The organism is Luteococcus peritonei (assembly GCF_039526385.1).
Lineage (GTDB): Bacteria > Actinomycetota > Actinomycetes > Propionibacteriales > Propionibacteriaceae > Luteococcus > Luteococcus peritonei.
This window is the reverse complement of sequence record NZ_BAAAIX010000004.1, coordinates 64,764-88,880: the sequence shown is the minus strand read 5'-3', so window position 1 is coordinate 88,880 and position 24,117 is coordinate 64,764. Positions and strand designations below refer to the sequence as shown.

General features: G+C 71.7%; 22 protein-coding genes. 12 read left to right on the top strand and 10 right to left on the bottom strand.

Annotated elements, in window-relative coordinates; translation table 11 throughout:
* Positions 1-75 precede the first annotated feature (75 nt).
* Complete coding sequence (locus ABD073_RS01960; RefSeq protein ID WP_343872042.1) at positions 76-696, top strand: Maf family protein; 621 nt, start codon at positions 76-78, stop codon at positions 694-696.
* Here the strand turns inward: ABD073_RS01960 and ABD073_RS01955 are convergent.
* The 4 genes from ABD073_RS01955 to ABD073_RS01940 all read right to left on the bottom strand — a co-directional run bounded on the left by ABD073_RS01955 (position 693) and on the right by ABD073_RS01940 (position 3,940).
* Complete coding sequence (locus ABD073_RS01955; RefSeq protein WP_343872040.1) at positions 693-1,364, bottom strand: methionine ABC transporter permease; 672 nt, start codon at positions 1,362-1,364, stop codon at positions 693-695. The two genes, ABD073_RS01960 and ABD073_RS01955, sit on opposite strands and share 4 nt — an antisense overlap.
* Positions 1,361-2,368: a methionine ABC transporter ATP-binding protein gene (locus ABD073_RS01950; protein WP_343872039.1), complete on the bottom strand. Its 1,008-nt coding sequence runs from the start codon at positions 2,366-2,368 to the stop codon at positions 1,361-1,363. Before ABD073_RS01950 ends, ABD073_RS01955 begins: the two co-directional genes overlap by 4 nt.
* A complete protein-coding gene (locus tag ABD073_RS01945) occupies positions 2,368-3,216 on the bottom strand; it encodes a MetQ/NlpA family ABC transporter substrate-binding protein (protein WP_343872038.1) in 849 nt (282 codons plus the stop codon). Before ABD073_RS01945 ends, ABD073_RS01950 begins: the two co-directional genes overlap by 1 nt.
* Before the next feature lie 283 nt (positions 3,217-3,499).
* Complete coding sequence (locus tag ABD073_RS01940; RefSeq protein ID WP_343872037.1) at positions 3,500-3,940, bottom strand: hypothetical protein; 441 nt, start codon at positions 3,938-3,940, stop codon at positions 3,500-3,502.
* A 53-nt stretch (positions 3,941-3,993) separates the two neighbouring features.
* On the opposite strand from ABD073_RS01940, the gene ABD073_RS01935 reads away from it, so the two are divergent.
* The 4 genes from ABD073_RS01935 (at position 3,994) to ABD073_RS01920 (ending at position 8,447) form a co-directional block, all read left to right on the top strand.
* Positions 3,994-4,689 (top strand): SDR family oxidoreductase, encoded by a 696-nt coding sequence (locus ABD073_RS01935; RefSeq protein WP_343872036.1) that lies wholly within the window; start codon positions 3,994-3,996, stop codon positions 4,687-4,689.
* Complete coding sequence (locus ABD073_RS01930) at positions 4,689-5,771, top strand: winged helix DNA-binding domain-containing protein (protein ID WP_343872035.1); 1,083 nt, start codon at positions 4,689-4,691, stop codon at positions 5,769-5,771. The genes ABD073_RS01935 and ABD073_RS01930 overlap by 1 nt, the downstream gene beginning before the upstream one ends.
* A 37-nt stretch (positions 5,772-5,808) precedes the next feature.
* Positions 5,809-6,531, top strand: coding sequence for a GNAT family N-acetyltransferase (locus ABD073_RS01925; RefSeq protein WP_343872034.1), 723 nt, complete (start codon positions 5,809-5,811; stop codon positions 6,529-6,531).
* Positions 6,532-6,938: 407 nt separating this feature from the next.
* Positions 6,939-8,447 (top strand): DUF222 domain-containing protein, encoded by a 1,509-nt coding sequence (locus ABD073_RS01920; protein WP_343872033.1) that lies wholly within the window; start codon positions 6,939-6,941, stop codon positions 8,445-8,447.
* 271 nt (positions 8,448-8,718) lie between these two features.
* Here ABD073_RS01920 and murQ read toward each other — a convergent pair whose 3' ends face one another.
* From murQ to ABD073_RS01900, 4 genes are read right to left on the bottom strand one after another with little or no spacing between them, the layout of a single operon-like run.
* Positions 8,719-9,687: an N-acetylmuramic acid 6-phosphate etherase gene (gene murQ / locus ABD073_RS01915; RefSeq protein ID WP_343872032.1), complete on the bottom strand. Its 969-nt coding sequence runs from the start codon at positions 9,685-9,687 to the stop codon at positions 8,719-8,721.
* A complete protein-coding gene (locus ABD073_RS01910; protein WP_343872031.1) occupies positions 9,674-11,092 on the bottom strand; it encodes a glycoside hydrolase family 3 N-terminal domain-containing protein in 1,419 nt (472 codons plus the stop codon). The genes murQ and ABD073_RS01910 overlap by 14 nt, the downstream gene beginning before the upstream one ends.
* Positions 11,092-12,099, bottom strand: coding sequence for a magnesium transporter CorA family protein (locus tag ABD073_RS01905; protein ID WP_343872030.1), 1,008 nt, complete (start codon positions 12,097-12,099; stop codon positions 11,092-11,094). The genes ABD073_RS01910 and ABD073_RS01905 overlap by 1 nt, the downstream gene beginning before the upstream one ends.
* A gap of 2 nt (positions 12,100-12,101) precedes the next feature.
* A complete protein-coding gene (locus ABD073_RS01900) occupies positions 12,102-12,614 on the bottom strand; it encodes an NUDIX hydrolase (protein ID WP_343872029.1) in 513 nt (170 codons plus the stop codon).
* 199 nt (positions 12,615-12,813) lie between these two features.
* On the opposite strand from ABD073_RS01900, the gene ABD073_RS01895 reads away from it, so the two are divergent.
* Together ABD073_RS01895 and ABD073_RS01890 are read left to right on the top strand one after the other, a co-directional pair.
* Positions 12,814-14,595 carry an acetyl/propionyl/methylcrotonyl-CoA carboxylase subunit alpha gene (locus ABD073_RS01895; protein WP_343872028.1) on the top strand — a complete coding sequence of 594 codons (1,782 nt, stop codon included), beginning with the start codon at positions 12,814-12,816 and terminating at the stop codon, positions 14,593-14,595.
* Positions 14,596-14,707: 112 nt separating this feature from the next.
* Positions 14,708-15,535, top strand: a complete 828-nt coding sequence (locus ABD073_RS01890) for a hypothetical protein (RefSeq protein WP_343872027.1) — start codon at positions 14,708-14,710, stop codon at positions 15,533-15,535.
* A gap of 65 nt (positions 15,536-15,600) precedes the next feature.
* Here ABD073_RS01890 and ABD073_RS01885 read toward each other — a convergent pair whose 3' ends face one another.
* Positions 15,601-17,031, bottom strand: a complete 1,431-nt coding sequence (locus tag ABD073_RS01885) for an NAD(P)H-quinone dehydrogenase (RefSeq protein ID WP_343872026.1) — start codon at positions 17,029-17,031, stop codon at positions 15,601-15,603.
* A gap of 216 nt (positions 17,032-17,247) precedes the next feature.
* Here ABD073_RS01885 and ABD073_RS01880 point away from each other — a divergent pair, with 216 nt between their 5' ends.
* From ABD073_RS01880 to ABD073_RS01860, 5 genes are read left to right on the top strand one after another with little or no spacing between them, the layout of a single operon-like run.
* Positions 17,248-18,072, top strand: coding sequence for a purine-nucleoside phosphorylase (locus ABD073_RS01880; RefSeq protein ID WP_343872025.1), 825 nt, complete (start codon positions 17,248-17,250; stop codon positions 18,070-18,072).
* Positions 18,073-18,085: 13 nt separating this feature from the next.
* Entirely contained in the window at positions 18,086-19,744 is a 1,659-nt protein-coding gene (locus tag ABD073_RS01875) for a phospho-sugar mutase (protein ID WP_343872024.1), read from the top strand.
* A 26-nt stretch (positions 19,745-19,770) separates the two neighbouring features.
* Positions 19,771-21,627, top strand: coding sequence for a DUF2207 domain-containing protein (locus tag ABD073_RS01870; RefSeq protein ID WP_343872023.1), 1,857 nt, complete (start codon positions 19,771-19,773; stop codon positions 21,625-21,627).
* 60 nt (positions 21,628-21,687) lie between these two features.
* Positions 21,688-22,296 (top strand): uridine kinase family protein, encoded by a 609-nt coding sequence (locus ABD073_RS01865; protein ID WP_343872022.1) that lies wholly within the window; start codon positions 21,688-21,690, stop codon positions 22,294-22,296.
* Positions 22,293-23,192: a CPBP family intramembrane glutamic endopeptidase gene (locus tag ABD073_RS01860; RefSeq protein ID WP_343872021.1), complete on the top strand. Its 900-nt coding sequence runs from the start codon at positions 22,293-22,295 to the stop codon at positions 23,190-23,192. The genes ABD073_RS01865 and ABD073_RS01860 overlap by 4 nt, the downstream gene beginning before the upstream one ends.
* A gap of 8 nt (positions 23,193-23,200) precedes the next feature.
* Here the strand turns inward: ABD073_RS01860 and ABD073_RS01855 are convergent, their stop codons facing one another.
* Positions 23,201-24,085, bottom strand: a complete 885-nt coding sequence (locus ABD073_RS01855; RefSeq protein WP_343872020.1) for a Sir2 family NAD-dependent protein deacetylase — start codon at positions 24,083-24,085, stop codon at positions 23,201-23,203.
* Positions 24,086-24,117 lie beyond the last annotated feature (32 nt).

Sequence of the window (24,117 nt, the reverse complement as noted above, 5' to 3'; positions counted from 1 at the left end):
CTGCTGAGCCACACCGCACGACCACGCCCGGCTCGCCCGGGCACCGGCACCCGTCCGGCCTCCTAGGCTGGGCGGGTGCCTTCGCCATCTCTCCAGCTCGTGCTCGCCTCCGCCTCCCCCGCCCGGCTCGCCACCCTGCGCGCCGCCGGCCTGGATCCCAGCGTGCTGGTCACCGGCGCCGACGAGGACCAGGTCCGTGCTGACTCCCCCGTCTCCCTGGTGGCTGCTCTGGCCGAGCTGAAGGCGGATACCGCCACCGCCATGCTGGGCGCGCCGCAGCAGCGCACCCTGCTGCTGGCCTGCGACTCGATGATGGAGCTCGACGGCCAGGCCGTCGGCAAACCGGGTGACGAGCAGGCCGCGGTGGAGCTGTGGCGCCGGATGCGGGGCCGCAAGGTGCTGCTGCACACCGGCCACGTGGCCCGGCTGCTGGGCGCGGACCAGCCCACCTCGCTGACCCGGGTGGCCACCACGGTGGTCCGCTTCGCGGAGGTCGACGACGAGGAGGTCGCCGCCTACGCCAGGACGGGCGAACCCGCCCGGGTGGCGGGCGGGTTCGCGATCAATGGCCTGGCCGGGCCCTTCGTGGCCGGCATCGAGGGTGACCACCACAACGTGGTGGGCATCAGCCTGCCGCTGCTGCGCACCATGCTGGCCGAGCTCGGCGTGGCCTGGCCGACGCTGTGGGGGAACTAGTCGCGCTTGTGCGCCATGCCGCGCACGATGGCGTCGCCGATGGACTGGATCAGCTGCACGATGACGATCAGCACCACCACGCTGACCAGCAGCACCGGGGTGTTGAAGCGCTGGTAGCCGTAGCGGATGGCGAAGTCGCCCACGCCGCCGCCACCGATGGTGCCGGCCATGGCCGAGTAGCCGATCAGCATCACCAGGGTGAGCGTGGCGCCGGCCACCAGCGGGCTCATCGCCTCGGGCAGCAGCACCTTGCGCACGATCTGCGCGGTGCTGGCGCCCATCACCTGGGCCGCCTCCACCTTGCCGGGTGAGACCTCACGCAGTGCGCTCTCCACCACCCGTCCGAAGAAGGGGATGGCGCCCAGTGCCAGCGGCACGACCGCGGCGGTGGGGCCGTAGGCGGTGCCCACCACCAGCCGGGTGAGCGGGATCACCGCGATCAGCAGGATCAGGAAGGGCAGCGAGCGCCCGATGTTCACGATCGCGCCGAAGACCCGGTTGAAGGTGCGGTTGGGCGTCAGACCGTCGGGGGCGGTGAGGCGCAGCAGGATGCCGGTGAGCGTGCCCAGGACCAGGGTGATCAGGAAGCTCAGCAGCACCATCCAGGCCGTCTCGCCGAGGGCTGCCCACAGCTCGGGCAGCGAGTCGCGGATGCTGGTCTTGTTCATCGGCTCACCTTCACGCCTCGGCTGGAGAAGAAGTCCTGGATGATGGCCTCGTCCACCTCGCCGTGCGGGTGGTCGAAGGCGACGCGCAGGCGTCCCACCTTGTGGCCGGCGATCTGCTCCACCGAGCCGCCCAGGATGGCGACGTCGATGCCGGTCTGGCGGGTGAAGCTGGACAGCACCGGCTCGTTGACGCCGGAGTTGACGAAGCTGAGCAGCTGGCTGGGGCCGGTGACCGCGTCATTGGCGCGTCCCAGCGGGATCAGCTGGTCGGCGATCCGGGAGTCGGGGTCGGCCACCAGGTCGAGCAGGCTGCCCTGCTCCACAACGCGGCCGCCCTCCATCAGCGCGGCGGCATCGCAGATCCGGCGCACCACGTCGGACTCGTGGGTGATGAGCAGCACGGTGAGCCCCATCCGGTCGCGCAGGTCCTTGACCAGGTCCAGGATCTGCTCGGTGGTGGTGGGGTCGAGCGCGCTGGTGGCCTCGTCCATCAGCAGCACCGACGGGCGGGTGGCCAGCGCGCGGGCGATGCCGACCCGCTGCTTCTGGCCTCCGGAGAGCTGGGAGGGGTAGGCACCGGCCTTGTCGGGCAGGCCCACCAGGTCCAGCAGCTCGGTGACGCGGGGACCGATCTCGGCCTTGGGCGCGCCGGCGATCTCCAGGCCGAAGGCCACGTTGTCGGCCACGGTGCGCGAGGCCAGGAGGTTGAAGTGCTGGAAGATGGTGCCCATCCGGCGCCGTTGCTTGCGCAGCTCTTCTCCCTTCAGGCTGGTCCAGTCGACCCCGTCGACGGTGATGGTGCCCTGGGTGACGGGCTCCAGTGCGTTGAGGCAGCGCAGCAGGGTGGTCTTGCCGGCTCCGGAGCGGCCCAGGATGCCGAAGATCTGGCCCTGGGCCACCTCGAGGCTGACGTCGTCGAGGGCGACGACGGGGTCCGGCCCCGCGGCACCCTTGCGGGTGCCGCGGGGCTGGTAGACCTTGGTGACGTGGTCGAAGCTGATCATCAGGCCTTCTTGGCCGGCAGCACCGAACCGGAGTAGTTGCTCTCGATCCACGTGGCCAGCTCGGGGCTCTGCAGGGCCTCGGCCAGCTTCTTCACGCGGGGATCGTCCTTCTTGTCCGCCTTGACCACCAGCACGTTGGCATAGGGGTTGTCGGTGGCGCTCTCCAGCTGCAGCGCGTCGGTGGAGGGCTTCAGGCCGGCCTCGAGGGCGTTGGCGCCGTTGATCACGCTGACGGTGACCTTGGCATCGTCCAGGGTGGCGGGCAGCTGCGGGCGGTCGATCTCCACGAACTTCAGGTTCTTCGGGTTCGCGGTGATGTTCTTCTCGGTGATCTGCGCGTAGTCCAGGCCCTTGTCGGTGGACTTCACGTCGAGGGTCAGCAGCTTGGCGTCCTGCAGCAGCATCAGGCCACGGGCGAAGTTGGTGGGATCGGCGGCCAGCGCGAAGGTGGCGCCGTTGGGGACCTCGGTGAGGCTCTTGACCTTCTTGGAGTAGATGCCCAGCGGCTCGACGTGGGTGGTGGCCACGGCCTCCAGGTCGGTCACGCCCTTCTCCTTCTCCCAGGACTCCAGGTAGGGGACGTGCTGGAAGAAGTTGGCGTCGACGTCGCCGGACTGGACGAGCTGGTTCGGGTCGATGTCGCCGACGATGCCCTTGACCTCGATCTTGGTCTCGCCCAGCAGGCCGAGCTCCTGGACCTTGGTGAGGATCTCGGTGTGCGGGGTGGCATCGGCCATCACGACCAGCGGCTTGCTGTCGGAGGAGCCGGAACCGGCGCCGCAGGCGGTCAGGCCCAGGGTGAGGACGGCGAGGACGCCGGCGAGCAGGAGGCGGAGGTACTTGGTCATGGTGGTCTTTCGGTGTGGTGGCCCGAAGAGGGCACATTGGTCATGGGGAGAGTGCTGGTCCAAGCGGGATTCTCTGACAACACCATCCGGGAGCCGTGCTCGACCGGGACCTGCGGGCAGGTTTGGGTGGCGTTGTCAGCCGAGCATTCGCATCATGCGGGCGCAGACGACGACGGGCATGGTGTGCCCGGTCATGGTCTCGCACTTGCACGGCATGGCGCCCAATCTATCCGCGGAGCGGTTCAGCCCACAAAATCGCCCGGATGGCGGACCAGGCCCCGGCTCACTGGTTGCGCAGGGTCAGCGCGCAGCTGGTGCGGCTGCAGGTGAAGGCACCCTGCCAGGGCTCGCCGTCGACGTCGTCGTCGTGGAAGAGCATCGAGGTCTCCCGGGCGGCGTCCACGCTCCACCCGTTGGCGGGCAGGGTGCTGGTGAGCCACTCGGCCAGCTGCTCGCCCTGTCCGACGGGGAAGGTGAGGGTGACCACATTGGGCTGGTCGATCCGGCTGGTGGTGCTCACGTCGCCGGGCAGCACCAGGCTGCTGGGGCCGTTGACCAGCATCATCTCGCGCAGGGTGGTGGCCCCGGCGGGAAGAGAGAACGTGGTGGCGGGCGTCGGCGCGGTGGTGTTGGTGGAGGCCTCGGGGGCCGAGGAGCAGCCGGCGACGAGCGTTGCGAGCAGCATGGCCAGGCAGAGCGCGCGGGGCTCGGGTCGGGGGCTCACCCGCACCACCCTAGCCGTGAAAACTGTCGGAGGGCTGCCCTAGGCTCGGCGCCATGAATGATCGTCCCGTCCTGCTGGTCACCGGCGGCAGCCGCGGCATCGGCCGCGCCGTCGCCCTGCGGCTGGCCACCACGCACCACGTGCTGGTGGGTGGCCGCAGCGCCGAGTCCGTCACCCCGGTCGTGGAGGAGGTGCGCGCCCTGGAGGGCGGCAGTGCCGAGGGCTTCGTCGCGGACCTCGACGATGCGCAGGCCACCGCCCGCGCCGTGGCGGACCTGGGCCGGGTGGACGTGCTGGTGCACTCCGCCGGGGTGGCCTGGCACAGCAGCGTGGTGGAGGCCTCTCGTGAGGACTGGCGCGCCATGTTCGAGACCAATGTGGTGGCGGTGGCGGACCTGACCCGGTTGCTGCTGCCCACCCTGCGCGAGCACCGCGGGCAGGTGGTGACCATCAACTCCGGGGCGGGCTACAGCTCGGGAAGCGGCTATGCCCTGTACTCGGGCACCAAGTTCGCGCTGCGGGCCTTCACCGATGCGCTGCGCGAGGAGGAGCGAGGCGTGGTGCGGGTCAGCTCGATCCACCCGGGACGGGTGGACACCGACATGCAGGTGGCGCTGCAGGCGCAGCTCGGGCGTGACTACGTGCCGGACGAGCACCTGCGCCCCGAGTCGGTGGCCGAGGCGGTGGCGCTGGCGGTGCTGGCCTCGCCGGAGGCGACGGTCGAGTCGGTCAGCATCCGGCCCGCCTGATGAAGCTGCCCGAGGACCTCTCGCTGGCGCGGATCGTCGCGCAGCGGCTCACCGAGCCGTTGCCGGGGCCGCTGGAGGCGGTGCGGCACCTGGGCTGCGTGCAGGGCCAGGACCTGCCCGGGGCGATGGTCTCGGTGGCCCTGCGCACCTGGTCGCGGAGCCTGGCCGAGGTGGCCGACGCCTTCGAGCGCGGCGAGCTGGTGCGCAACTGGACCATGCGCGGCACGCTGCACGTGGTGGATGCCCGGCACAACGGATGGATCCTGGGGCTGACCGGGCCACGGATGGAGTCGGGGCAGGCGGCGCGCCACCGGCAGCTCGGCATCGACGAGGCGCTGGTGGGCCAGGCTCGCACCGTCGCCGAGGAGCTGTTGGCGAAGCAGTCACGGGTGACCCGGCAGGAGCTCTTCGCGGCCTGGGACCGCCACGAGCTGCTCGAGGAGGTCGCGCAGCGCGGCATCCACCTGCTCAGCCTGCTGTGCCGTCGTGGGGTGCTGGTGCTGGGGCCGCTGCGGCCCACCCGCACCGGCTGGGAGCAGCTGGTGGTGCTGGCCGAGGGATGGTTGGGTCCCCAGGATCAGCCCGATCTGGAGGAGGCGCTGGTGGGCTGGGCGCAGGCCTTCTTCTCCGGCCACGGGCCTGCCACCGAGGCCGACCTGGCTCGCTGGACCGGCCTGGCCCTGGGGCGGGTGCGTCGAGCCATGGCAGCCACCACGGGCCTGCTGCGCGTCGAGCAGGACAGGGAGGTCTGGCTGATGGATGCGTCGCTGCCCGACCGGCTGGCCGAGCAACGACAGGCAGCACGCGAGGTGCTGCTGCTGCCCGGTTTCGACGAGCTGGTGCTGGGCTACAAGGACCGCTCCCCCGTCGTGCCGCCACAGCATGCCGAGGCCATCGTGCCCGGCAACAACGGGATGTTCCGCGCCACCGTGGTCCGTGACGGCCGGGTGGTGGGCACCTGGCGCAGGGGCACGCCCCGCACCAAGGACCCGCATCCTTCGCCCGTCGTGACCTGGATGACCGAACCGGATGCCGACCTGCTCGCCGGTGTGGAGGTTGCTGCCCGCGCCCTGCCGCGGTAGGACGGGCACCACGGCTCCGGGCTGCGAGACTGGCCCGATGAGCGAGGTCGAGCTGGTCAGCTTCACCCCGGACGAGGACGAGCAGTGGCAGGCGCACGGGCCCGCGGCCAATGCCGTGCTGCGGGAGACCTTCGGCCCGCACAGCCCCGCCGTCGACGCCGACTCCCTGCGGGAGGCGCTGGCCGGGGAGGCGAATCGCCGACGGCTCCGCCGCGACTCCGAGGCCTTCGTCAAGCAGGTGGACCTTCCGCTGGCCGCCTGTCCGTCCACGTCGGAGGGCTACCGGATCGAGGTGCTGAGCGGCGAACCTGACCCGTCGCTCTTCGACGACCTGCGCACCCTGAAGCAGGCGATGAACAGCGACATCCCCCGGGGCGAGGCCGGCCTGCCCGTGCAGCACTGGAGCGACAAGCGGCTCCGTGCCGCCTACCGGGTGCGTTCCGGCGACCGGCTCTGGCTGGCGCTGGCCCGCGACCACCAGGGACGCATCGCCGGCTTCACCGAGCTCCGCAACCACGACGACGCCGACAACCGGGAGTTGCTGCTGCAGGGCGACACCCTCGTGCTGGCCGAGCACCGCGGTCACGGTCTGGGCCGCAGCCTCAAGATCGCGGCCATGACCCAGGCCTGTGCAGATGCGCCGTGGATGGTGCGCGCGGAGACCTCCAACGACGCCACGAACCTGCCGATGGCGCGCGTGAACGAGGAACTGGGCTTCCGCTCAGTCTGCCGCGTGGAGACCTGGATCCGGGAGCTGTAGGGGTCGGGGCTGCTCACCCGCCGGCCCAGCGCCGATGCCGACCCGTCTCAGCCTCCGGGAGGTCTGAGGGAGCGCGGCCGTGGGCTGGGCCTGTCCGTCTCCGATGCTCGCGTTCCTTCGTGACAACGGCGAGCTGCTCAAGGGGCGTGCCAGGCGGCTCGACGGCTCACGTCCGACCCCGAACCCGCGCAAGCGCGAGCACGTTCCCGCTCGAGAACGCCCGCGAAAGCTCCGGTTAGACCGGATCCACTCCGCCCTGCCGCTCCTCCCCCGCTCGCGCCAAGACGCAGCGACATCCCCATTTCGAACGACCGAAAATCGTATCCCCACCCCTTGCCAGAGTCGAGATCGCGAACTAGAATTAGAACACAGATTCGACAACGGAGAGGCGACGCGAGGGGGCGAGCATGACCAGCACAGTGATCGGTCAGGTCGTGCCGCTGGCTGCGCATCCGGCGGAGCTGGTGTCCTCCGCGCAGACCGTCGACGCGATGATGACGGCGCGGCGCCGCGCCTGGATGGCCGAAGCGGAATCGTTCATGCTGGCTGCTCACTTCGCCGACCTGCACGCCGTGGTCGACGCCAGCGGCATCGCGCTGCCCGGCGCGGAACGCCTCGTCCGGCTGGGCGGTGATGGGACGCCGGAGGTGGCGGAGTTCGCGCCCCTGGAGATCGCCGCCGCCCTCACCATCAGCGTCGAGGCGGCCCGGGTGATGATCGGCGACGCGCTCGACCTGCGCCACCGCTTCCCCGCGCTGTGGAACCTGCTCGGCGACGGGCAGCTGCGCGTCGGCACCGCCCGCCAGATCGTCAACCTCGCCCGACAACTCCCACTGCCCCAGGCCCGCGAGTTGGATGCCCGCCTCGCGCCGCTGGCCGGTGGCATCAGCACCACCCGGCTGCTGACGATCACCGAGGGTCTGGTGCTGGAACTGCTGCCCGCCGACCTGGCCGAAGCCCGACGCCTGGCCGCTCTCGACGCGCGGCGGGTCGATGTCGGCTCCTCCCGCGACGGGGTCACCGACGTGTGGGCCGTGCTCGATGCCGGCGATGCCAGGTTCCTCGACGCGCAGGTGGACCGGCTCGCCGCCATCCTCGCCGACGGCGGCTCCACCGACAGCCTCGATGCCCGACGCGCCCTGGGCCTGGGGCTGCTCGCCACCCCGGCGAGGGCGCTGCAGCTGCTGCAGGCCAGCCTGCTCGACCAGATCCCCACCCTCACCGCCGATGGTGACCTGGATGCTGGGTGCCCGGCGCGCGGTCAGCGCGGCCACACCTGCGGCACCATCACCGTCGAGCCCGACAAGCTGCTGCCCAAGGCCGACCTCGTGGTGCACATCTCGGCGAACACGGCCTGCGAACTGGACGGGATCGCCCGGATCGAGAAGCTCGGGCCGGTGATCGCCGAATCCCTCGCGGTGCTGCTCGCCGACACCCGCCTCACCATCCGCCCGGTGATCGACCCGGCCACCATCACCGCCTGCGACCGCTACGAGGTCCCCACCCGGATGCGTGAACTCGTCCAGCTCCGCCACCTCATCGAGGCCTTCCCCGGCTCCCACCGATCGGCCACCGGCTGCGACCTCGACCACACCATCCCCTGGCCACGAACGAAAACCGGGCACGGAACCGGGCACTCCGGGATGGAGCACCGCCCTGGCGTTGAACAGCGGGAGACCGCGGGCCCTCCCGGGCCACCGGGGTGGGAATCCTCCGACCCGCCCGGACCGCCGGGTGGCACCCGGCCCGACAACCTTGCGCCCTTGTCACGCACCGTCCACCGCGCCAAGACCCACGGCGGCTGGCGCTACCAGACCCTGCTGCCCGACTGCCACCTGTGGCGATCACCCGACGGCTTCGCCTACCTCGTCACCCCACAACGCTCCTGGATGGTCCACAACCCCGTCGCCGCCTGACCACGGGGCCCGGAGCCTGCCCGGGAGAGCCCAGTGGCGAGCCGGAGCATCAGACCTGCAGGGCTCAATCCCAGCTCTCGACGCCCCGCCCTGGACGTGAGCACCTGCTCCTGTCACTCCTCAGCCGCCCAGGTGGGAAACCGCGAATCGCGTCCGGAAGCCGCGGATGGAATCCAGCGGGCCGGTCTGGAGTGCGCAGCACGGCCCCGGAGACCGAAACCTCCATGCCAGCATCGGCCGACGACTCCAGACAACCAGCGGCCGACTCGCATCACCGCTGCCGCAGCCGTTCGGCCGCGGTGCGGATCCCGGCCGGATCCTCGCGACGCGACGGATCGGGCGGCAACTCGGCCAGCACCCGCGCCGCCTCGTCCACCGAGGCGTCGGAGAGCAGGGCCACCAGGGCGGGGCGGATCTGGCCATCGGCCTCGGCGAGCGCCCGCTCGGCGGCCTGCTCGTCGGCGCCACTGGCCTGCTGCAGCATGGTGACCATCCGGCGTCGCAGCTTGGCATTGGTGGCCACCACGTCGATCATCAGGTTCGAGTAGGTCTTGCCCATCCGCACCATGGTCGCGGTGGAGAAGGTGTTGAGCACCATCTTCTGCGCGGTCGCGGCCTTCATCCGGGTCGATCCGGTGACCACCTCGGGCCCCGTGTCCACCAGGATCGCCACGTCCGCCAGCTCGGCCAGCGGCGCCTGGGGATTGGCGGAGACCAGCGCCGTCGCACACCCCAGCTCCCGCGCCGCGGCCATCGCCCCGCGGACATAGGGCGTGCGCCCACTGGCCGCCAGGCCCACCACCAGGTCCTTCGGCGTCATCCCACCTGCCAGTTCTCGCCCGGCTTGCTCGTCGTCCTCGGCACCCTCGGCGGCCCGCATCATCGCGGGCATTCCGCCGGCCAGGTGCGCCACCACCATCTCGTCGCCCACCCGGTAGGTGGGGAAGAGCTCCACCGCGTCCAGCACCCCCAGCCGCCCCGACGTGCCCGAGCCGACGTAGTGCACCCGCCCACCGGCGGCCAGCGACCGCACCGCAAGCTCCACGGCCTCACCGATCCGCTCCTGCACCGCCTGCACCGCCGCGGCCACGCGGGCATCCTCGGCCAGGATCCGCGCCACCAGCTCCCCGGCATCCAACTGGTCCAGGTCCATGGTGCGCGGATTGCGTTGCTCGGTGCTCCAGCTCAGCGGGCCCACCACCTCGTCGCGCCTGTCGTCCCTGCCCTCACCCTCGCCCATCGTCTCCTCCTCGTCCGCACAGCAGCTCCACTGCTGTCCGTGCCATCGCCCGGCCGGCGTCGTGCGCCAGCACCAGTCTGTCCACCGCGGGTGCGGCATCGGCCTGACCGCAGTGCACCACCACCGCATCCGGCCTCGCCCGCAGCAGCTGCGCCAGCAGCTCCCCTTCCGGGGCCAGCAGCGGCTCGCGCACCTGCAGCACCAGCGGCAGCTCACCCAGCGATTCACCCGCCTGCAGCGGCTCCACCTCACGCACCCGCGCCAGTTCCTCGGCCAGGGTCGGCGGCTGCTCCCCGGCCGCGTGGTTCAGCCGCGCCCGCAGGTCCAGGAAGGCCACCCGAGGCCCGACCCTCACGTCGCCGCGCGCGGACACCGCCCGACGGGCCAGCTCCAGCCCTTCACGCTGCAACACCTGCTCGTCCTGCGACGCCACCGGCACCAACTCCCGGCCGAGCGCCCGGTTCCGCTCGCCACTGGCCTCCAGCGCGGCCGGGTCCAGGAAGCCGTCGGCCAGCGCGGCCTCCACCGCTCGCCTGGCCTGCTCGAAGGTGGTGCGGCCGTCGCGCTGCATCGGCGCGTCCAGGCAGCACAGGTCGGCACCGGCGGCCAGCGCCTGCACCACGGCCGGGCCGATGTCCGCGCCACTGACGGCGCGCATCCCCAGCGCATCGGTGAGTGCCACCCCCTCGAAGCCGGTCTCGCGCAGCAGGGCGTAGCACCAGCTCGACAGCGAGGCGGGCCCCTCCCCCAGTGCCGGCACCAGCAGGTGTCCGGTCATCACGGCATCCAGCACGCCCGCCAGGGCGGCGAAGGGCGCCACATCGCGCTCCAGCACCACCTGCCGCGGGGCGTCGATCACCGGCAGCCCCACATGGGAGTCGACCGTGGTGTCGCCGTGGCCCGGGAAGTGCTTGCCGCAGGCGGCCACGCCGTGCTCGTGCAGCCCGCTCACCAGCGCGGCACCCAACCGCGCCACCTGATCCGGCGAGGCACCGAAGGAGCGGCTGCCGATCACCGGGTTGGCGGGCTCGCTGGCCACGTCGAGCACCGGCGTCAGGTCGAGCGTGATGCCGCAGCCGGCCAGATCGGCGCCCAGCAGGCGCCCCGCCCGACGGGCAGCCTCTTCGTCGTCGACAGCGCCCAGCGCCCCGAGGCCGGGCAGCGGCGAGCCGGTGGCGGCGTGCAGCCGGGTGACATCGCCACCTTCCTCGTCGATACCGATCACGACCCCCGGCGAGAGCTCACGCAGCTCGCAGCACAGGGCCGTCGCCGCCGCCCGGTCGGCCACATTGGGCGCGAACAGGCAGACCGCCGCCAACCCGTCGGCCAGCGGCCCGCGCAGCCAGTGGGGCACCCGGCTCCCCTCGAAACCGGGCATCAGCACCCCGAGCGCCAGCCGCTCCACTAGATCCAGTCCTTGTGCCGCAGGAAGAGATAGAGCCCGACGGTGGCCAGCAGGATCAGCAGCACCGACTGGTGCAGTCCCCCGGACGAGTTGAAGCCGGGATAGGGCACGTTCTGGCCGTACCAGCCGGTGATGGCCGTCGGCACGGCGATCACCGCGGCCCAGCCGGCCAGCTTCTTCATCACCGTGTTGAGCCGGGCGTCCTGCAGCGACAGGTTGGTCTCGAAGACGCTGGTCACCATGTCGCGCAGGCTCTCGGTCCACTCCCCGGCCCGCAACACGTGGTCGTAGAGGTCCTCGTAGTGGCCGCCCAGGGCGGACGGGTCGTGCGGGCCGCGCAGATCGGGCTGACGCATCAGCGAGCTGACCACCTCGCGCATCGGCAGGACGACGCGGCGCAGTTCCACCAGCTCCTTGCGCATCCGGTAGCTGGAGCGCTGCACCTGCGCGGGTTGCGGGCTCTCGGCGAAGAGCACGTCCTCCAGCTCCTCGATCGCGTCGTCGAGCTGCTGGATGGTCTCGAAGTGCCCGTCCACCACCACGTCCAGCAGTCCGTGCAGCAGACCCGCCACCCCGCCCTGCACCAGTTCGGGGTCGTCGTCCCAGCGGCGCAGCACCTGGCCCATGGCGAAGCGGTCGTCCCGACGCACCGTCACCAGGCCACGCGGCAGCACGAAGGCCGAGACCCGGGAGGTGACCAGCCGCGACTCGTGGCCTCCGGCCGGCTCACCCGGCAGCGCGGTGGCGTAGACGGTGACGAAGGTGTGCCCGCCGTGCCGCGAGGTCTTGGGGCGCTCCCCAGGGGCCACCGCGTCTTCGACCGCGTGGCGGTCCAGGCCCAACTCGTCGGCCAGCCCGGCCAGGGTGTCGGGGTGCACCTCGCCCGCCAGGCACAGGTCCAGCCAGACCAGACTGCTCTCCTCGGCCAGATGGCGCCGGAGCTCGTCGAGGGCGACGTCCTCACTGACCACACGCCCGTCGCGCCACAGCCGGGAGCGCAGGCCCACGGTCAGTCCTCGCCCAGGAAGGCCTTCGCCGCCGCGACCCCCAGCAGGACGTGCGGCGGGTTGGCCGCCGCGACGCGGATCCGACGGCGCTGCAGCTCGCTCATCGGGCTGGGCAGCTGGTCAAGGTCGAACCAGCCCACCTCGCTCGACTCGTCATCGCCGACGGCCGCCTCTCCGGAGACCCAGCGGGCCCGGAAGGTGTGGTCCAGGTAGTCGTTCTGGTCGCCGTTGCCGTAGGTGATCAGCCCGGTGGGGCTCATCCACACCAGGCGCTCCACCTCGATCTCGACGCCGGCCTCCTCCATCGCCTCGCGCACCGCGGACTCGTGCGGGTCCTCTCCCGGCTCGACGATGCCGCAGATCGGCGTCCAGCTGCCGTCGTCGCTGCGCCGCACGCAGAGCACCTGTTCGCCGGCTTCGCCGGGTCGCAGCACCACCGCGGTGGTGCCGGGCAGCCACAGCAGGCGGTGGCCGATGTCTCGTCGCAGGTCCAGGATGAAGTCCGGTGTGGGCATGGCCCGAGACTATGACCGCAGGCCCCCGGCGTCACCCACCACCGCCCGCGTGCCCGCTCGTCGAGCCCGTCGCCGAGCCCCGTGAGCGCTGTCGTGAACAACACATTCCACACTGTGGTTGTCCGGCGCGTGAGGGTGTCCAAGGCCCTCGTCTTGCCCCTAGACTCCAGCCATCAAGGCCCGTTCAAGGAGGAACCCCGTGGGAGACAAGGCCCAGATCACCAAGGTGTTGGTGGCCAACCGAGGAGAGATCGCCGTTCGCGTGATCCGAGCCGCCGCAGATGCCGGCATCGGGAGCGTCGCGGTCTACGCAGACAGCGATGCCGATGCGCTCTTCGTCAAGCTGGCCGACGAGGCCTTCGCCCTCGACGGCGCCACCCCCGCCGAGACCTACCTCAACGTCGGCAAGCTGCTCGAGGTGGCCCGCACCGCCGGCGCCGATGCCGTCCACCCCGGCTACGGCTTCCTCGCCGAGAACGCCGACTTCGCCCAGGCCGTCATCGACGCCGGTCTGATCTGGATCGGCCCGCCGCCCGCCGCCATCGAGGCCCTGGGTGACAAGGTCAAGGCCCGCCACATCGCGCTCAAGGTGGGCGCCCCGCTGGTTCCCGGCACCCCGGACCCGGTGGCCAATGCCGACGAGGTGGTCGCCTTCGCCGAGGAGCACGGCCTGCCGATCGCCATCAAGGCGGCCTTCGGCGGCGGTGGCCGCGGCCTCAAGGTGGCCCGCACCATGGAGGAGGTGCCGGAGCTCTTCGAGTCCGCCACCCGTGAGGCCGTGACCGCCTTCGGTCGCGGCGAGTGCTTCGTGGAGCGCTACCTGGACAAGCCGCGCCACGTCGAGACCCAGTGCCTGGCGGACCAGCACGGCAACGTCGTGGTGGTCTCCACCCGCGACTGCTCGCTGCAGCGCCGCCACCAGAAGCTGGTCGAGGAGGCCCCCGCACCCTTCCTGAGCGAGGACCAGCTCGAACGCCTCTACTCCTCCTCCAAGGCCATCCTCAGGGAGGCCGGCTACGTGGGCGCCGGCACCTGCGAGTTCCTGGTGGCCCAGGACGGCCTGATCAGCTTCCTCGAGGTGAACACCCGCCTCCAGGTTGAGCACCCCGTCTCCGAGGAGGTCACCGACCTCGACCTGGTGCAGCAGATGTTCCGCATCGCCAACGGCGAGGAGCTCGGCTTCGACGACCCGGAGATCCGCGGCCACTCCATCGAGTTCCGCATCAACGCCGAGGACGCCGGCCGCAACTTCATGCCGGCCCCCGGCACCCTGGTCAAGTGGCAGGCACCCGGCGGCCCGGGCGTCCGCGTCGACGAGGGCTACCACGCCGGCATGACCGTGCCCGGCTCCTTCGACTCGCTGGTGGCCAAGGTCATCGTGACCGGCGCCACCCGCGACGTGGCGCTGACCCGCGCCCGCCGCGCGCTGAAGGAGATCGTGCTGGAGGGCATGCCCACCGTGATCCCCTTCCACCGCGCCGTGCTGGAAGATCCCGCCTTCACCGCCGCCGACGGGAAGTTCGGCGTCTACACCAACTGGATCGAGACCGAGGCCGACCTCAAGGTGGCCCCCTACACCGGTGAGCTCGGCGAGGCCGAGGATCCGGTGCCCTCGCAGACCGTCGTGGTGGAGGTCAACGGACGTCGTCTGGAGGTCAAGCTGCCCGGCGGCCTGGCCACCTCGGCCCGTCCCTCCAGCAGCAAGGCCAAGCGCCCCAGCAAGCGCGACCGGGGCGGGGCCAAGGCCTCCGCTCCGTCGGGCAACTCGCTGACCGCCCCGATGCAGGGCACCGTGGTGAAGGTGGCCGTGGAGGAGGGCGCCACCGTGGAGGAGGGCCAGCTCGTCGTCGTCCTGGAGGCCATGAAGATGGAGAACCCGGTCAACGCCCATCGCTCCGGCGTCATCAAGTTGCTGGCGGCGGAGTCGGGTGCCACGGTGAACGCCGGGGCCGTCCTGTGCGAGATCGTCGATCCCGAGTGAGCTGAGATTTTTTCAGGCCGAAGCCCCGCTCAGGCGGGGTGCCGGTTAGGAATGAGCTGAGAGCGGGCCCACGGAGTTGGGCCCGCTCTTCGCATGCTCCACACTGGAGACCATGGGCTTTGAACTTCTCATCCTGCTGATGGTGGTCGTCACCGGCGCCGCCATGTTCAGCAGCATGCGCCGCCAGCGCACCCTCCAGACGCAGCAGACCGCCGAGCTGGAAGCCGCCCTGACCACCAGCCGTCGCGCCGCCGACGAGGACGTCACCCGCTTCGGTGAGGAGCTGCAGCGCCTCGACACCGAGGTGGCGGGCCACCCGCTCGACACCGCGATGCGCCAGGACTACGAGCGCGCGCTGGACGCCTACGAGAACGCCAAGAGCTCGCTGGACGCGGTCACCAAGCCCGACGAGATCCGCCACGTCACCGAGATCCTCGAGGACGGCCGCTATGCCATCGCCTGCGTGAACGCCCGCGTGGCCGGCGAGCCGCTGCCCCAGAAGCGCCCGCCGTGCTTCTTCAACCCCGCCCACGGCCCCTCCACCCAGAACGTGGAGTGGACTCCCCCGGGCGGCGCCCCGCGCGACATCCCGGCCTGCGCCGCCGACGCCGAGCGCGTCCTGGCCGGCGCCGATCCCTACATCCGCACCGTGCAGGTGGGCGCCCAGCGCGTCCCCTACTGGCAGGGTGGCCCCGCCTACGCCCCGTGGGCGCAGGGCTACTACACCGGCTGGCAGGGCTCCAACCTGATCCGCGACATCGCCATCGGCTCCATGATCTTCCACGGCATGTCGGGACTGCCCTACATGATGGACGGCATGGGCGAGGGCTTCGGCGAACTCGGCGAGGGCATGGGCGACATGTTCGGCGGCATCGGCGAGGGCTTCGAGTCCATCGGCGACGGCATCGGTGACGCCTTCGGAGACCTCTTCGACTTCTGAGCCACCCGCTCACGACGAAGCCCCACCGCCCTGAGGCGGTGGGGCTTCGTCGTGTGGTCCCCGGCTCAGACCTGGGTGTTCGAGGCCTGCTCGCTCTCCGGGTGGGAGTGCAGGTGCAGCATCCGGGCGGCCTCCGCGATAGAGCCGGACATCGACGGGTAGACGGTGAAGTCGTCGCTGAAGTCGTCGACGGTGATCTTCTCGGCCACGGCCAGCGAGATGGAGTGGATCAGCTCGGAGGCCTGCGGGGCCACCACCACGCCACCCACGATGATGCCGGTCACCGGCAGGCAGTAGAGCTTCACGAAGCCGTCCTGCAGGCCCTTCATCTTGGCGCGCGCATTGCCGGCCAGCGGCAGCGTCGCCTGGGCCACCTTCACCTCACCCTCGGCGATCTGCTTGGCGGTCATGCCCACCGTCGCGATCTCCGGGGCGGTGAAGACGTTCGAGCTGACCGAGCTGAGCTCCAGCGGCTGCACCGCATCGCCCAGCGAGTGCCACATCGCGATCCGACCCTGCATGGCGGCCACCGAGGCCAGCGCGAAGACACCGGTGCAGTCACCGGCGGCGTAGACGCCGCGGGCGGTGGTGCGCGAGACCCGGTCCACCTGGATGTGGCCGCCCTTGCCGAGCTGCACGCCGGCCTCCTCCAGGCCGATGCCGGCGGTGTTCGGCACGGAGCCCACGGCCATCAGGCAGTGCGAGCCGCGCACCTCACGACCGTCCTCCAGGCTGACCACCACCTCGTCGCCCTCACGTCGGGCGGCGGTGGCGCGGGAACGGGACAGGATCTCCATGCCCTTGCGCTCGAAGACCTGCTGCAGCACGGCGGCCGCGTCGGGATCCTCCCCGGGCAGCACCTGGTCGCGGGAGCTGACCAGCACCACGTCGACGCCCAGGGCGTCGTAGGCGGAGGCGAACTCGGCGCCGGTGACGCCCGAGCCCACCACGATCAGCTTCGTGGGCAGCTCGGTGAGGTTGTAGACCTGCTTCCAGTTCAGGATCCGCTCGCCGTCACAGCGGGCGCTGTCCAGCTCGCGGGGCGCGGTGCCGGTGGCCAGCAGCACGATGTCGGCCTCCAGCCGCTGCTCGCCCTGCTCGGTCTCGACGACGACGGCCTGCGGGCCGTCGAGACGGCCGGTGCCGTTCAGCACGCTCACCCCGGCGGTCTGCAGTTTGGTGGCGATCGAGGCGGACTGCGCGCCGGCCAGGTCGAGCACGCGACGGTTCACGGCGGCCAGGTCCACGTGCACCGAGGAGGCGACGTTCTCGTCGTCGCCGCTGAAGATCTTGAGCCCCAGCTCGGCCGAGTTCTCGATCATCGTCATCACCTCGGCGGTGGCGATCAGCGTCTTGCTCGGCACGCAGTCGGTGAGCACGGCGGCACCGCCCATGCCGGTGCGCTCGACCAGTGTCACCTCCGCTCCCAGCTGGGCCGCCACAAGGGCAGCTTCGTAGCCTCCGGGGCCTCCACCAAGGATCACGACTCTGGTCACGCGGTCATTGTTCCACAGGCGGCGCCCCGCCAGCGGGCGCCGAGGTTCCACAGGCGGCGCCCCGCCAGCGGGCGCCGAGGTTCCACAGGCGGCGCCCCGCCAGCGGGCGCCGAGGTTCCACAGGCGGCGCTCCGCAAGCGGGCGCCGAGCTTCCACAGGCAACCCTCCCCCAGCCCGTTGATGCGTGGCCGGGGCCGCTGCCCGTATGGTGGGACGGTGACTACTTTCGAGGTCGACGACCCCTTCGAGGCGGCCCGGCTGGCCGCGGACCACGTCCGTTCCGAACTGCTCTCCCCCTCCGGGATCGAGCGGATCGACCTGGCCCTGGTGCTGGGGTCGGGCTGGAACCAGGGCGTGGAGCAGCTCGGCGAGGAGCTGGCCACCGTCGCCCTGGAGACCGTGCCCGGCTTCAGCAAGCCCGTGGTGGCCGGCCACGGCGGCGCGCTGCGGCTGGCCCGCACCGCCAACGGCAAGGTGGCCATGGTGCTCACCGGCCGCACCCACTACTACGAGGGTCGCGGCGTCGACCCCGTGGTGCACGGCGTGCGCACCGCCGCCGCCCTGGGCGCCACCACGCTGGTGCTCACGAATGGCTGCGGCGGTCTCGACCCGGCCTGGGCTCCCGGCACCCCGGTGCTGATCCGCGACCACATCAACCTCACCGGGGACACCCCGCTGCGCGGCGCCACCTTCATCGACATGGGCGACGCCTACAGCCCCCGGCTGCGCGCCCTGGCCCAGGAGGTGGCGGGCCCGATGCCGGAGGGCGTCTACGTGCAGTTCCGCGGCCCGCAGTACGAGACCCCCGCCGAGGTGCGGATGGCCGGCATCCTGGGCGGTGACCTGGTGGGCATGTCGACCACGCTGGAGACCATCGCCGCCCGCGAGGCAGGCCTGGAGGTGCTGGGCATCTCCTTGGTCACCAATGCCGCCGCCGGTGTCACCGAGGAGGCACTGGACCACTCCGACGTGATCGCCGCCGGCCGCGAGGCCGGTCCCCGCCTGACCACCCTGCTCACCCAGCTCCTCGAACGCCTGTAGGAAGTAGACGACCATGATCGACGCCGAGCTGCGCCGCCAGGTGCTCACCTGGATCGCCGAGGACCCCGACACCGCCACCCAGGCCGCGCTCACCGCGCTGCTGGCCCGCTCCGACGCGGGCGAGGCGGAGGCCACCGAGGAGATCCGCTCCGCCTTCGCCGGCCCGCTCACCTTCGGCACCGCCGGTCTGCGCGCCGCGCTGGGTGCGGGTCCCGGCCGGATGAACCGCGTCGTGGTGAGCCAGGCCGCCGCCGGCTTCGCCGCCTGGCTCGCCGCCCAGGGCCACCAGGGCGGCAAGGTGCTGATCGGCTACGACGCCCGCTACAACTCCGACGTCTTCGCCCGTGACACCGCCGAGATCTTCGCCGGGGCCGGCTTCGAGGCGCTGCTCACCGACCACAACGTGCCCACCCCGGTGGTGGCCTTCGGCATCCGCCACCTGGGCTGCGTCGCCGGCATCGTGGTGACCGCCTCCCACAACCCGCCCAATGACAACGGCTACAAGGTCTACCTGGGCGACGGCTCGCAGATCGTGCCGCCCACCGACGCCGAGATCGCGGCCCTGATCGCCGAGGCCGCAGCGAGGCCGCTGGCCGCGCTGCCCCGCAGCGAGGCCTGGCAGCCGGTGGGCCAGGAGCTGGTGGACGCCTATGTCGAGGTGGCCGCATCGCTGGTGCCGGCCGAGGCCCCGCGCCAGGTGGACTGGGTCTACACCGCCATGCACGGCGTCGGTGCCCGCGTCGTGGAGCAGGCCGTGCTCGCGGCCGGCTTCACCCCGGCCCTGCCGGTGCCGCAACAGCACGACCCGGACCCGGCCTTCCCCACCGTCGCCTTCCCCAACCCCGAGGAGCCTGGCGCCATCGACCTGGCCCTGGAGCTGGCCGAGCAGACCGACGTCGACCTGGTGATCGCCAACGACCCCGACGCGGACCGCTGCGCCATCGCCGCCCCCTTCCCCGGCACCGGCTGGCGAATGCTGACCGGCGACGAGCTGGGCTCGCTGCTGGGTGATGACGCGCTGCGTCGCGGCGTCGAGGGGACCTATGCCAATTCCGTGGTCTCCTCCACCCTGCTGGGCACCATGGCCAAGGCCGCCGGACGGCCCCACACCACCACACTGACCGGCTTCAAGTGGATCGGCCGGGTGCCCGACCTGGCCTTCGGCTACGAGGAGGCGATCGGCTACTGCTGCGACTCGCACCACGTGCCCGACAAGGACGGCATCACCGCCTGCCTCACCATCCTGCGGCTGGCCGCCGAGCTGAAGGCCCAGGGCTCCACCATCGCCGAGCGGCTCGACGAGATCGCCCGCACCCACGGCGTGCACGCCACCAGCCAGCTCAGCGTGCGCGTCGCGGACCTGCAGCTGATCGCCGACGCCATGGCCCGGCTGCGCGCCAACCCCCCGGCCACCCTGCTGCGCGAGCCGGTCACCGTCACCGACCTGTCCACCCCCTCGGGGCACCTGCCGGCCACCGATGCCGTGGAGCTCACCGGCGCCCGGGTGCACGTCGTGGCCCGCCCGTCGGGCACCGAGCCGAAGCTGAAGTGCTACCTGGAGTGCCGGGTGGATGCCGAGGCCTCCGCCGCGGACCTGAAGGCGGCTCGCGCCGAGGCCGCCCGGATGCTGACCGTGGTCCGAGACGAAATGGCCGCCGCACTAGGCGTTTGAGCCCCGCGGGGCCGTACCGTGGAGGCATGAGAACCGTGCGCTCCCTGCTGGTCGGTCTGCTGGCCGGACTGCTCCTGGCACTGTCCGGCGTCGCCGCGCTGCCGGCCCACGCCGATGACGACGACGAGCATCCCGACTGGCGGATCACGCGCTGGACCACCGATGCCACCTTCGGCCAGGACGGCCAGGCGCGGGTGAGCACCACCTTCGACTTCGACTTCGCCGCGGACCCGGGCCACGGCCCCTACCTCACCTTCGTCACGCGCCACACGATCCCCGATGACCGGGACCACTACCGCGCGATCGACATCACCGACGTGGAGGTGAGCAGCCCCACCGGCGCCCCCGCCAGGATCGACAAGAGCGAGGAGTCCGGCGGCGTGCTCAGCCTGCGGATCGGCAAGCAGAACCGCACCGTCAGCGGTGTGCAGACCTACACCGTGACCTACACGCTGCACGGCGTCGCAGACCCGGACAATGCGATCAGCCACCTCGACGAGGTGAACTGGACCGTCCTCGGTGACGGCTTCACGGTGCCGATCTCCAATGCCACCGTGAACCTCACCCTGCCGCGTGCTGCGGACAAGGTGGCCTGCTTCACCGGCCCTTCGTTCAACGAGCAGTGCCGCACCGCCAGCCACAGCGGGAACCGGGCCACCTTCTCCCATCCCTACCTGCCCACCGGCCAGCCGCTGCGTGTGGTGGCGGGCATGCCGGTGGGCAGCCTGGTGGGCGCCGAACCGCGGCTGACCCCCCGCCCCAACCCGGCGAAGGCGCTGAGCCCCAGCCCGGTCAACGGCGGGATCGCCGGCGCGGTCCTGCTGCTGGGCGCGCTGGGCCTGGGTGGCGTGGTGCGTCGCCACGGCCGCGACCAGGCCTACGCCGGCCTGACCCCGGGCCTGACCCCCGTCGAGGGCGCTCCCGCTGCGGTGGGACGGGCCGAGCGTCGCGCCAATGTCGCGGTGCAGTTCACCCCACCGGTGGGCACCACGCCCGGCGAGGTCGGCACCCTGATCGACGAGAAGGCGGACCACCGCGACGTGGTGGCCACCATCATCGACCTGGCCGTGCGCGGCCACCTGACCGTCGAGCAGCTGGACCGCAAGCAGTGGCGCTTCACGCGCCAGGAGAAGGGCACCGACAACGTGCCGCTGCTGGGCCACGAGAAGCTCGCCATGGCCAAGCTCTTCGCCCATGGCGACAGCGTCACCACCAAGCAGCTCGGCAAGGCGAAGTACGCCGAGCTCTTCCCCAAGAGCCGCGAGAAGCTCTACGACCAGGTCACCAAGGAGCGCCACTGGTTCCGGCAGAACCCACGCAGCGTGCGGATCGGCTGGCTGGCGATCAGCCTGGTGGTGGCGGGCCTCGGCGTGATGGGGACCATCCTCGGCATGGCCCTGAACCTGGCCCTGCCCGGCATCGCGCTCACCCTGGTGGGACTGGCGATGCTGGCCTGCACCACCCTGATGCCCGCCCGCACCGCCGACGGCTCGGCCGTGCTGGCCCAGGCCCGTGGCTTCGAGCTCTACCTGCGCACCGCCGAGGCCGACCAGCTCAAGTTCGAGGAGGGCGTCGACATCTTCAGCCGCTACCTGCCCTGGGCGATCATGCTGGGCGTGGCGGACCGGTGGAGCAAGCTCTTCGAGAAGCTCGCGGCCGAGGGGCGCTACGACGTGCAGCCCACCTGGTACGTCGGTGACGTCGGCTTCGCGCATGGCTACATGTGGGGCTCGATGTCCTCGATCGGCGACTCCATGAGCCAGGCGATGCAGTCCTCCCAGGCGGCTGCGGCCGCGGCCTCCGCCGGCTCCGGCGGAGGTGGCGGGTCGGGCTTCTCCGGCGGAGGTGGCGGCTTCGGCGGAGGCGGTGGCGGCGGCTGGTGAGCCGTTGTGGCCCATCGGGGCCGGTGCCGTAGGCTGTGCGGGCACACCCCGAGGAGAGCCATGACATCCGCCACGCCCGGTGACCGACCGCGCACCGTGATCCTGCTGGCGGGTCCCTCCGGAAGCGGCAAGTCACGCCTGACCCGCGCCACCGGCGCGCCCCAGCTGCGTCTCGACGACTTCTACCGCGCCGACACCGACGAGCACCTGCCGATGGTCGACGGCCGGATCGACTGGGACGACGTGCGTTCCTGGGACACCGGCGCCGCCGCCCGGGCCGTCGACGCCCTGGTGCGCTGCGGACGCACCGAGGCACCGCTCTACTCGATCCAGCTCAACCGGGCCACCGGCAGCCACGTCGTCGACCTGGAAGGCTCCCCCGTCGTCGTGGCCGAGGGGATCTTCGCCCCGGACCTGCTGGCCACCTGCCGCGACCAGGGTGTCGAGGTGACCCCGCTCTGGCTGGACCGCTCCCGCCATGCCAACTTCGCTCGCCGGCTGCGCCGCGACCTGAAGCAGCACCGCAAGCCGCCGGCGGTGCTGGTGCGCCGCGGCCTGCAGCTGTGGCGCGAGGAGCGCGCGAAGCGCACCCGCGCCCTGGAACTGGGCTTCCGTCCGATGGGCATGGCCCAGGCGGTCACGTTGGTGCGCGAGCTGCAGCAGCGATGAGCCATCCCTCGCCCGCCGCGCTGCGCCCGGCCCCCGACCAGCCCTTGCCGGCGCCGGGCTGGACGCGCTCTCCACTGCTGCGGGCGATCGCCTTCTTCGCCATCCTGCTGCTGGGACTCCAGGCGGCCAACGACTTCGTCACCGCGGAGTCCACCCCGCTGTGGCTGTCCACGCTGGTGCCGGTGGTGCTCTCGGTGGCCGGCTACCTGCTGGTCTGCACCATCCTGGAGGGCAGAGGGCGGCCGCACGAGCTGGCACCGCGCAGGATCGGAGGCCTGGCGGCCGGCTTCGCGCTGGGCGGCGGGGTCTGCCTGGTGGTCTTCGGCCTGTGCTGGGTGATGGGCTGGCAGCAGGTGCTCGGCATCCGACCCGACGCCCCGCTGCTGGGCCCGGTGCTGGCGCTGGGGCTGGCGGTGGGGATCATCGAGGAGATCATCTTCCGCGGGGTGCTCTTCCGCACCGTCGAGCTGGGGCTGGGCACCTGGGGGGCGGTGCTGGCCTCCGCGGTGGTCTTCGGGATGGCCCACCTGGCCAATCCCGACGCCACCATGACCGGGGCTGTGGCGATCGCGCTGGAGGCCGGCGTCGCACTCGGCCTGCTCTACGCCTGGTCACGCAGCCTGTGGCTGGTGATCGGGGTGCACGCCGGCTGGAATGCGCTGCTGCACCCGGTGCTGGGCTCGGCCCTGTCCGGGGCGCTGCCGGCCGGCGACGGGCTGGTGGTGAGCCGCCCCTCGGGCCCCGAGCTGCTCTCCGGCGGCGCCTTCGGCCTGGAGGCCTCGCTGGTCTCGGTGTTGGTCTGGCTGGCGGTCTCGGCCTGGGTGGCGCTGCGGCTGCGTCGCGACGGGACGGTGGTGGCGCCCTGGTGGGTGCGGCGCCGCGCCGAGACCTACTGAGTCGAGGCCTACTGCGACAGGACCGCGGGCAGCGCCTCGGAGGTGTTGGCGTCGATCCGCACCGTCGCGATCTCGTCGGCGCGGGTGGCGCCGTGGTTGATGACCACCACCGACTTGCCCTGCTTGTGCATGTGGCGGGCGAAGCGCAGCCCGCTCATCACGGTCAGTGAGGAGCCGGCCACCAGCAGTGCGTCGGCCTGGTCGCACCAGGCGAAGGCCTGCTCGACGCGAGAGCGCGGCACCGGCTCGCCGAAGAAGACCACGTCGGGCTTCAGCACCCCGCCGCAGGCCAGGCACTCGGGCACCTGGAAGTCTCGCCAGTCCTCCACCTCGGCGTCGGCATCGGGGCGCAGCTCGGCATGGCCCATGTCCTCGCGCAGTGGCACCTCGGGGTTCAGCTCGGCCAGCCGCTGCTGCAGGTCCAGGCGACGGGTGAGCTGCCCGCAGGACAGGCAGACCACGTCGGCGGAGCGGCCGTGCAGCGTGACCAGCCGGCTGCTGCCCGCGGCCTCGTGCAGACCGTCCACATTCTGCGTCACCAGCCCCACCAGCCGGGTGGGCAGGTCGGTGGCCTCCCAGGTGGCCAGCGCCCGGTGCCCGGCATTGGGGTCGGCCTGGCCCAGGTGGGCCCAGCCCTGGTAGTTGCGGGCCCAGTAGCGGCGGCGGCTGAGCGGCTGCGAGACGAACTCGTCGTACATCATCGGGGTGGCCCGCACCGCCTGCGGCCCGCGGTAGTCCGGCACCCCGGAATCGGTGGAGATCCCGGCCCCGGTCAGGGCCACCACCGCATCCATCTCCTCCAGCAGCTCGCGGGCGTCGTCGAGATCCCCGCGCAGCACCTGCGTCGGCTCCCAGGCGCGGGTGGCGGCACGGACGTTCACGACGGGTTTCACGCCGCGGAGTCTACGCGGCGCCACCAAGACAC

Excerpts from the sequence above, each read along its gene's own strand:
- ABD073_RS01955 (WP_343872040.1), bottom strand. The coding sequence starts at position 1,364 with ATGAACAAGACCAGCATCCGCGACTCGCTGCCCGAGCTGTGGGCAGCC.
- ABD073_RS01950 (WP_343872039.1), bottom strand. The coding sequence starts at position 2,368 with ATGATCAGCTTCGACCACGTCACCAAGGTCTACCAGCCCCGCGGCACC.
- ABD073_RS01945 (WP_343872038.1), bottom strand. The coding sequence starts at position 3,216 with ATGACCAAGTACCTCCGCCTCCTGCTCGCCGGCGTCCTCGCCGTCCTC.
- ABD073_RS01935 (WP_343872036.1), top strand. The coding sequence starts at position 3,994 with ATGAATGATCGTCCCGTCCTGCTGGTCACCGGCGGCAGCCGCGGCATC.
- ABD073_RS01930 (WP_343872035.1), top strand. The coding sequence starts at position 4,689 with ATGAAGCTGCCCGAGGACCTCTCGCTGGCGCGGATCGTCGCGCAGCGG.
- ABD073_RS01925 (WP_343872034.1), top strand. The coding sequence starts at position 5,809 with ATGAGCGAGGTCGAGCTGGTCAGCTTCACCCCGGACGAGGACGAGCAG.
- ABD073_RS01920 (WP_343872033.1), top strand. The coding sequence starts at position 6,939 with ATGACCAGCACAGTGATCGGTCAGGTCGTGCCGCTGGCTGCGCATCCG.
- murQ (WP_343872032.1), bottom strand. The coding sequence starts at position 9,687 with ATGGGCGAGGGTGAGGGCAGGGACGACAGGCGCGACGAGGTGGTGGGC.
- ABD073_RS01900 (WP_343872029.1), bottom strand. The coding sequence starts at position 12,614 with ATGCCCACACCGGACTTCATCCTGGACCTGCGACGAGACATCGGCCAC.
- ABD073_RS01890 (WP_343872027.1), top strand. The coding sequence starts at position 14,708 with ATGGGCTTTGAACTTCTCATCCTGCTGATGGTGGTCGTCACCGGCGCC.
- ABD073_RS01875 (WP_343872024.1), top strand. The coding sequence starts at position 18,086 with ATGATCGACGCCGAGCTGCGCCGCCAGGTGCTCACCTGGATCGCCGAG.
- ABD073_RS01870 (WP_343872023.1), top strand. The coding sequence starts at position 19,771 with ATGAGAACCGTGCGCTCCCTGCTGGTCGGTCTGCTGGCCGGACTGCTC.
- ABD073_RS01865 (WP_343872022.1), top strand. The coding sequence starts at position 21,688 with ATGACATCCGCCACGCCCGGTGACCGACCGCGCACCGTGATCCTGCTG.
- ABD073_RS01860 (WP_343872021.1), top strand. The coding sequence starts at position 22,293 with ATGAGCCATCCCTCGCCCGCCGCGCTGCGCCCGGCCCCCGACCAGCCC.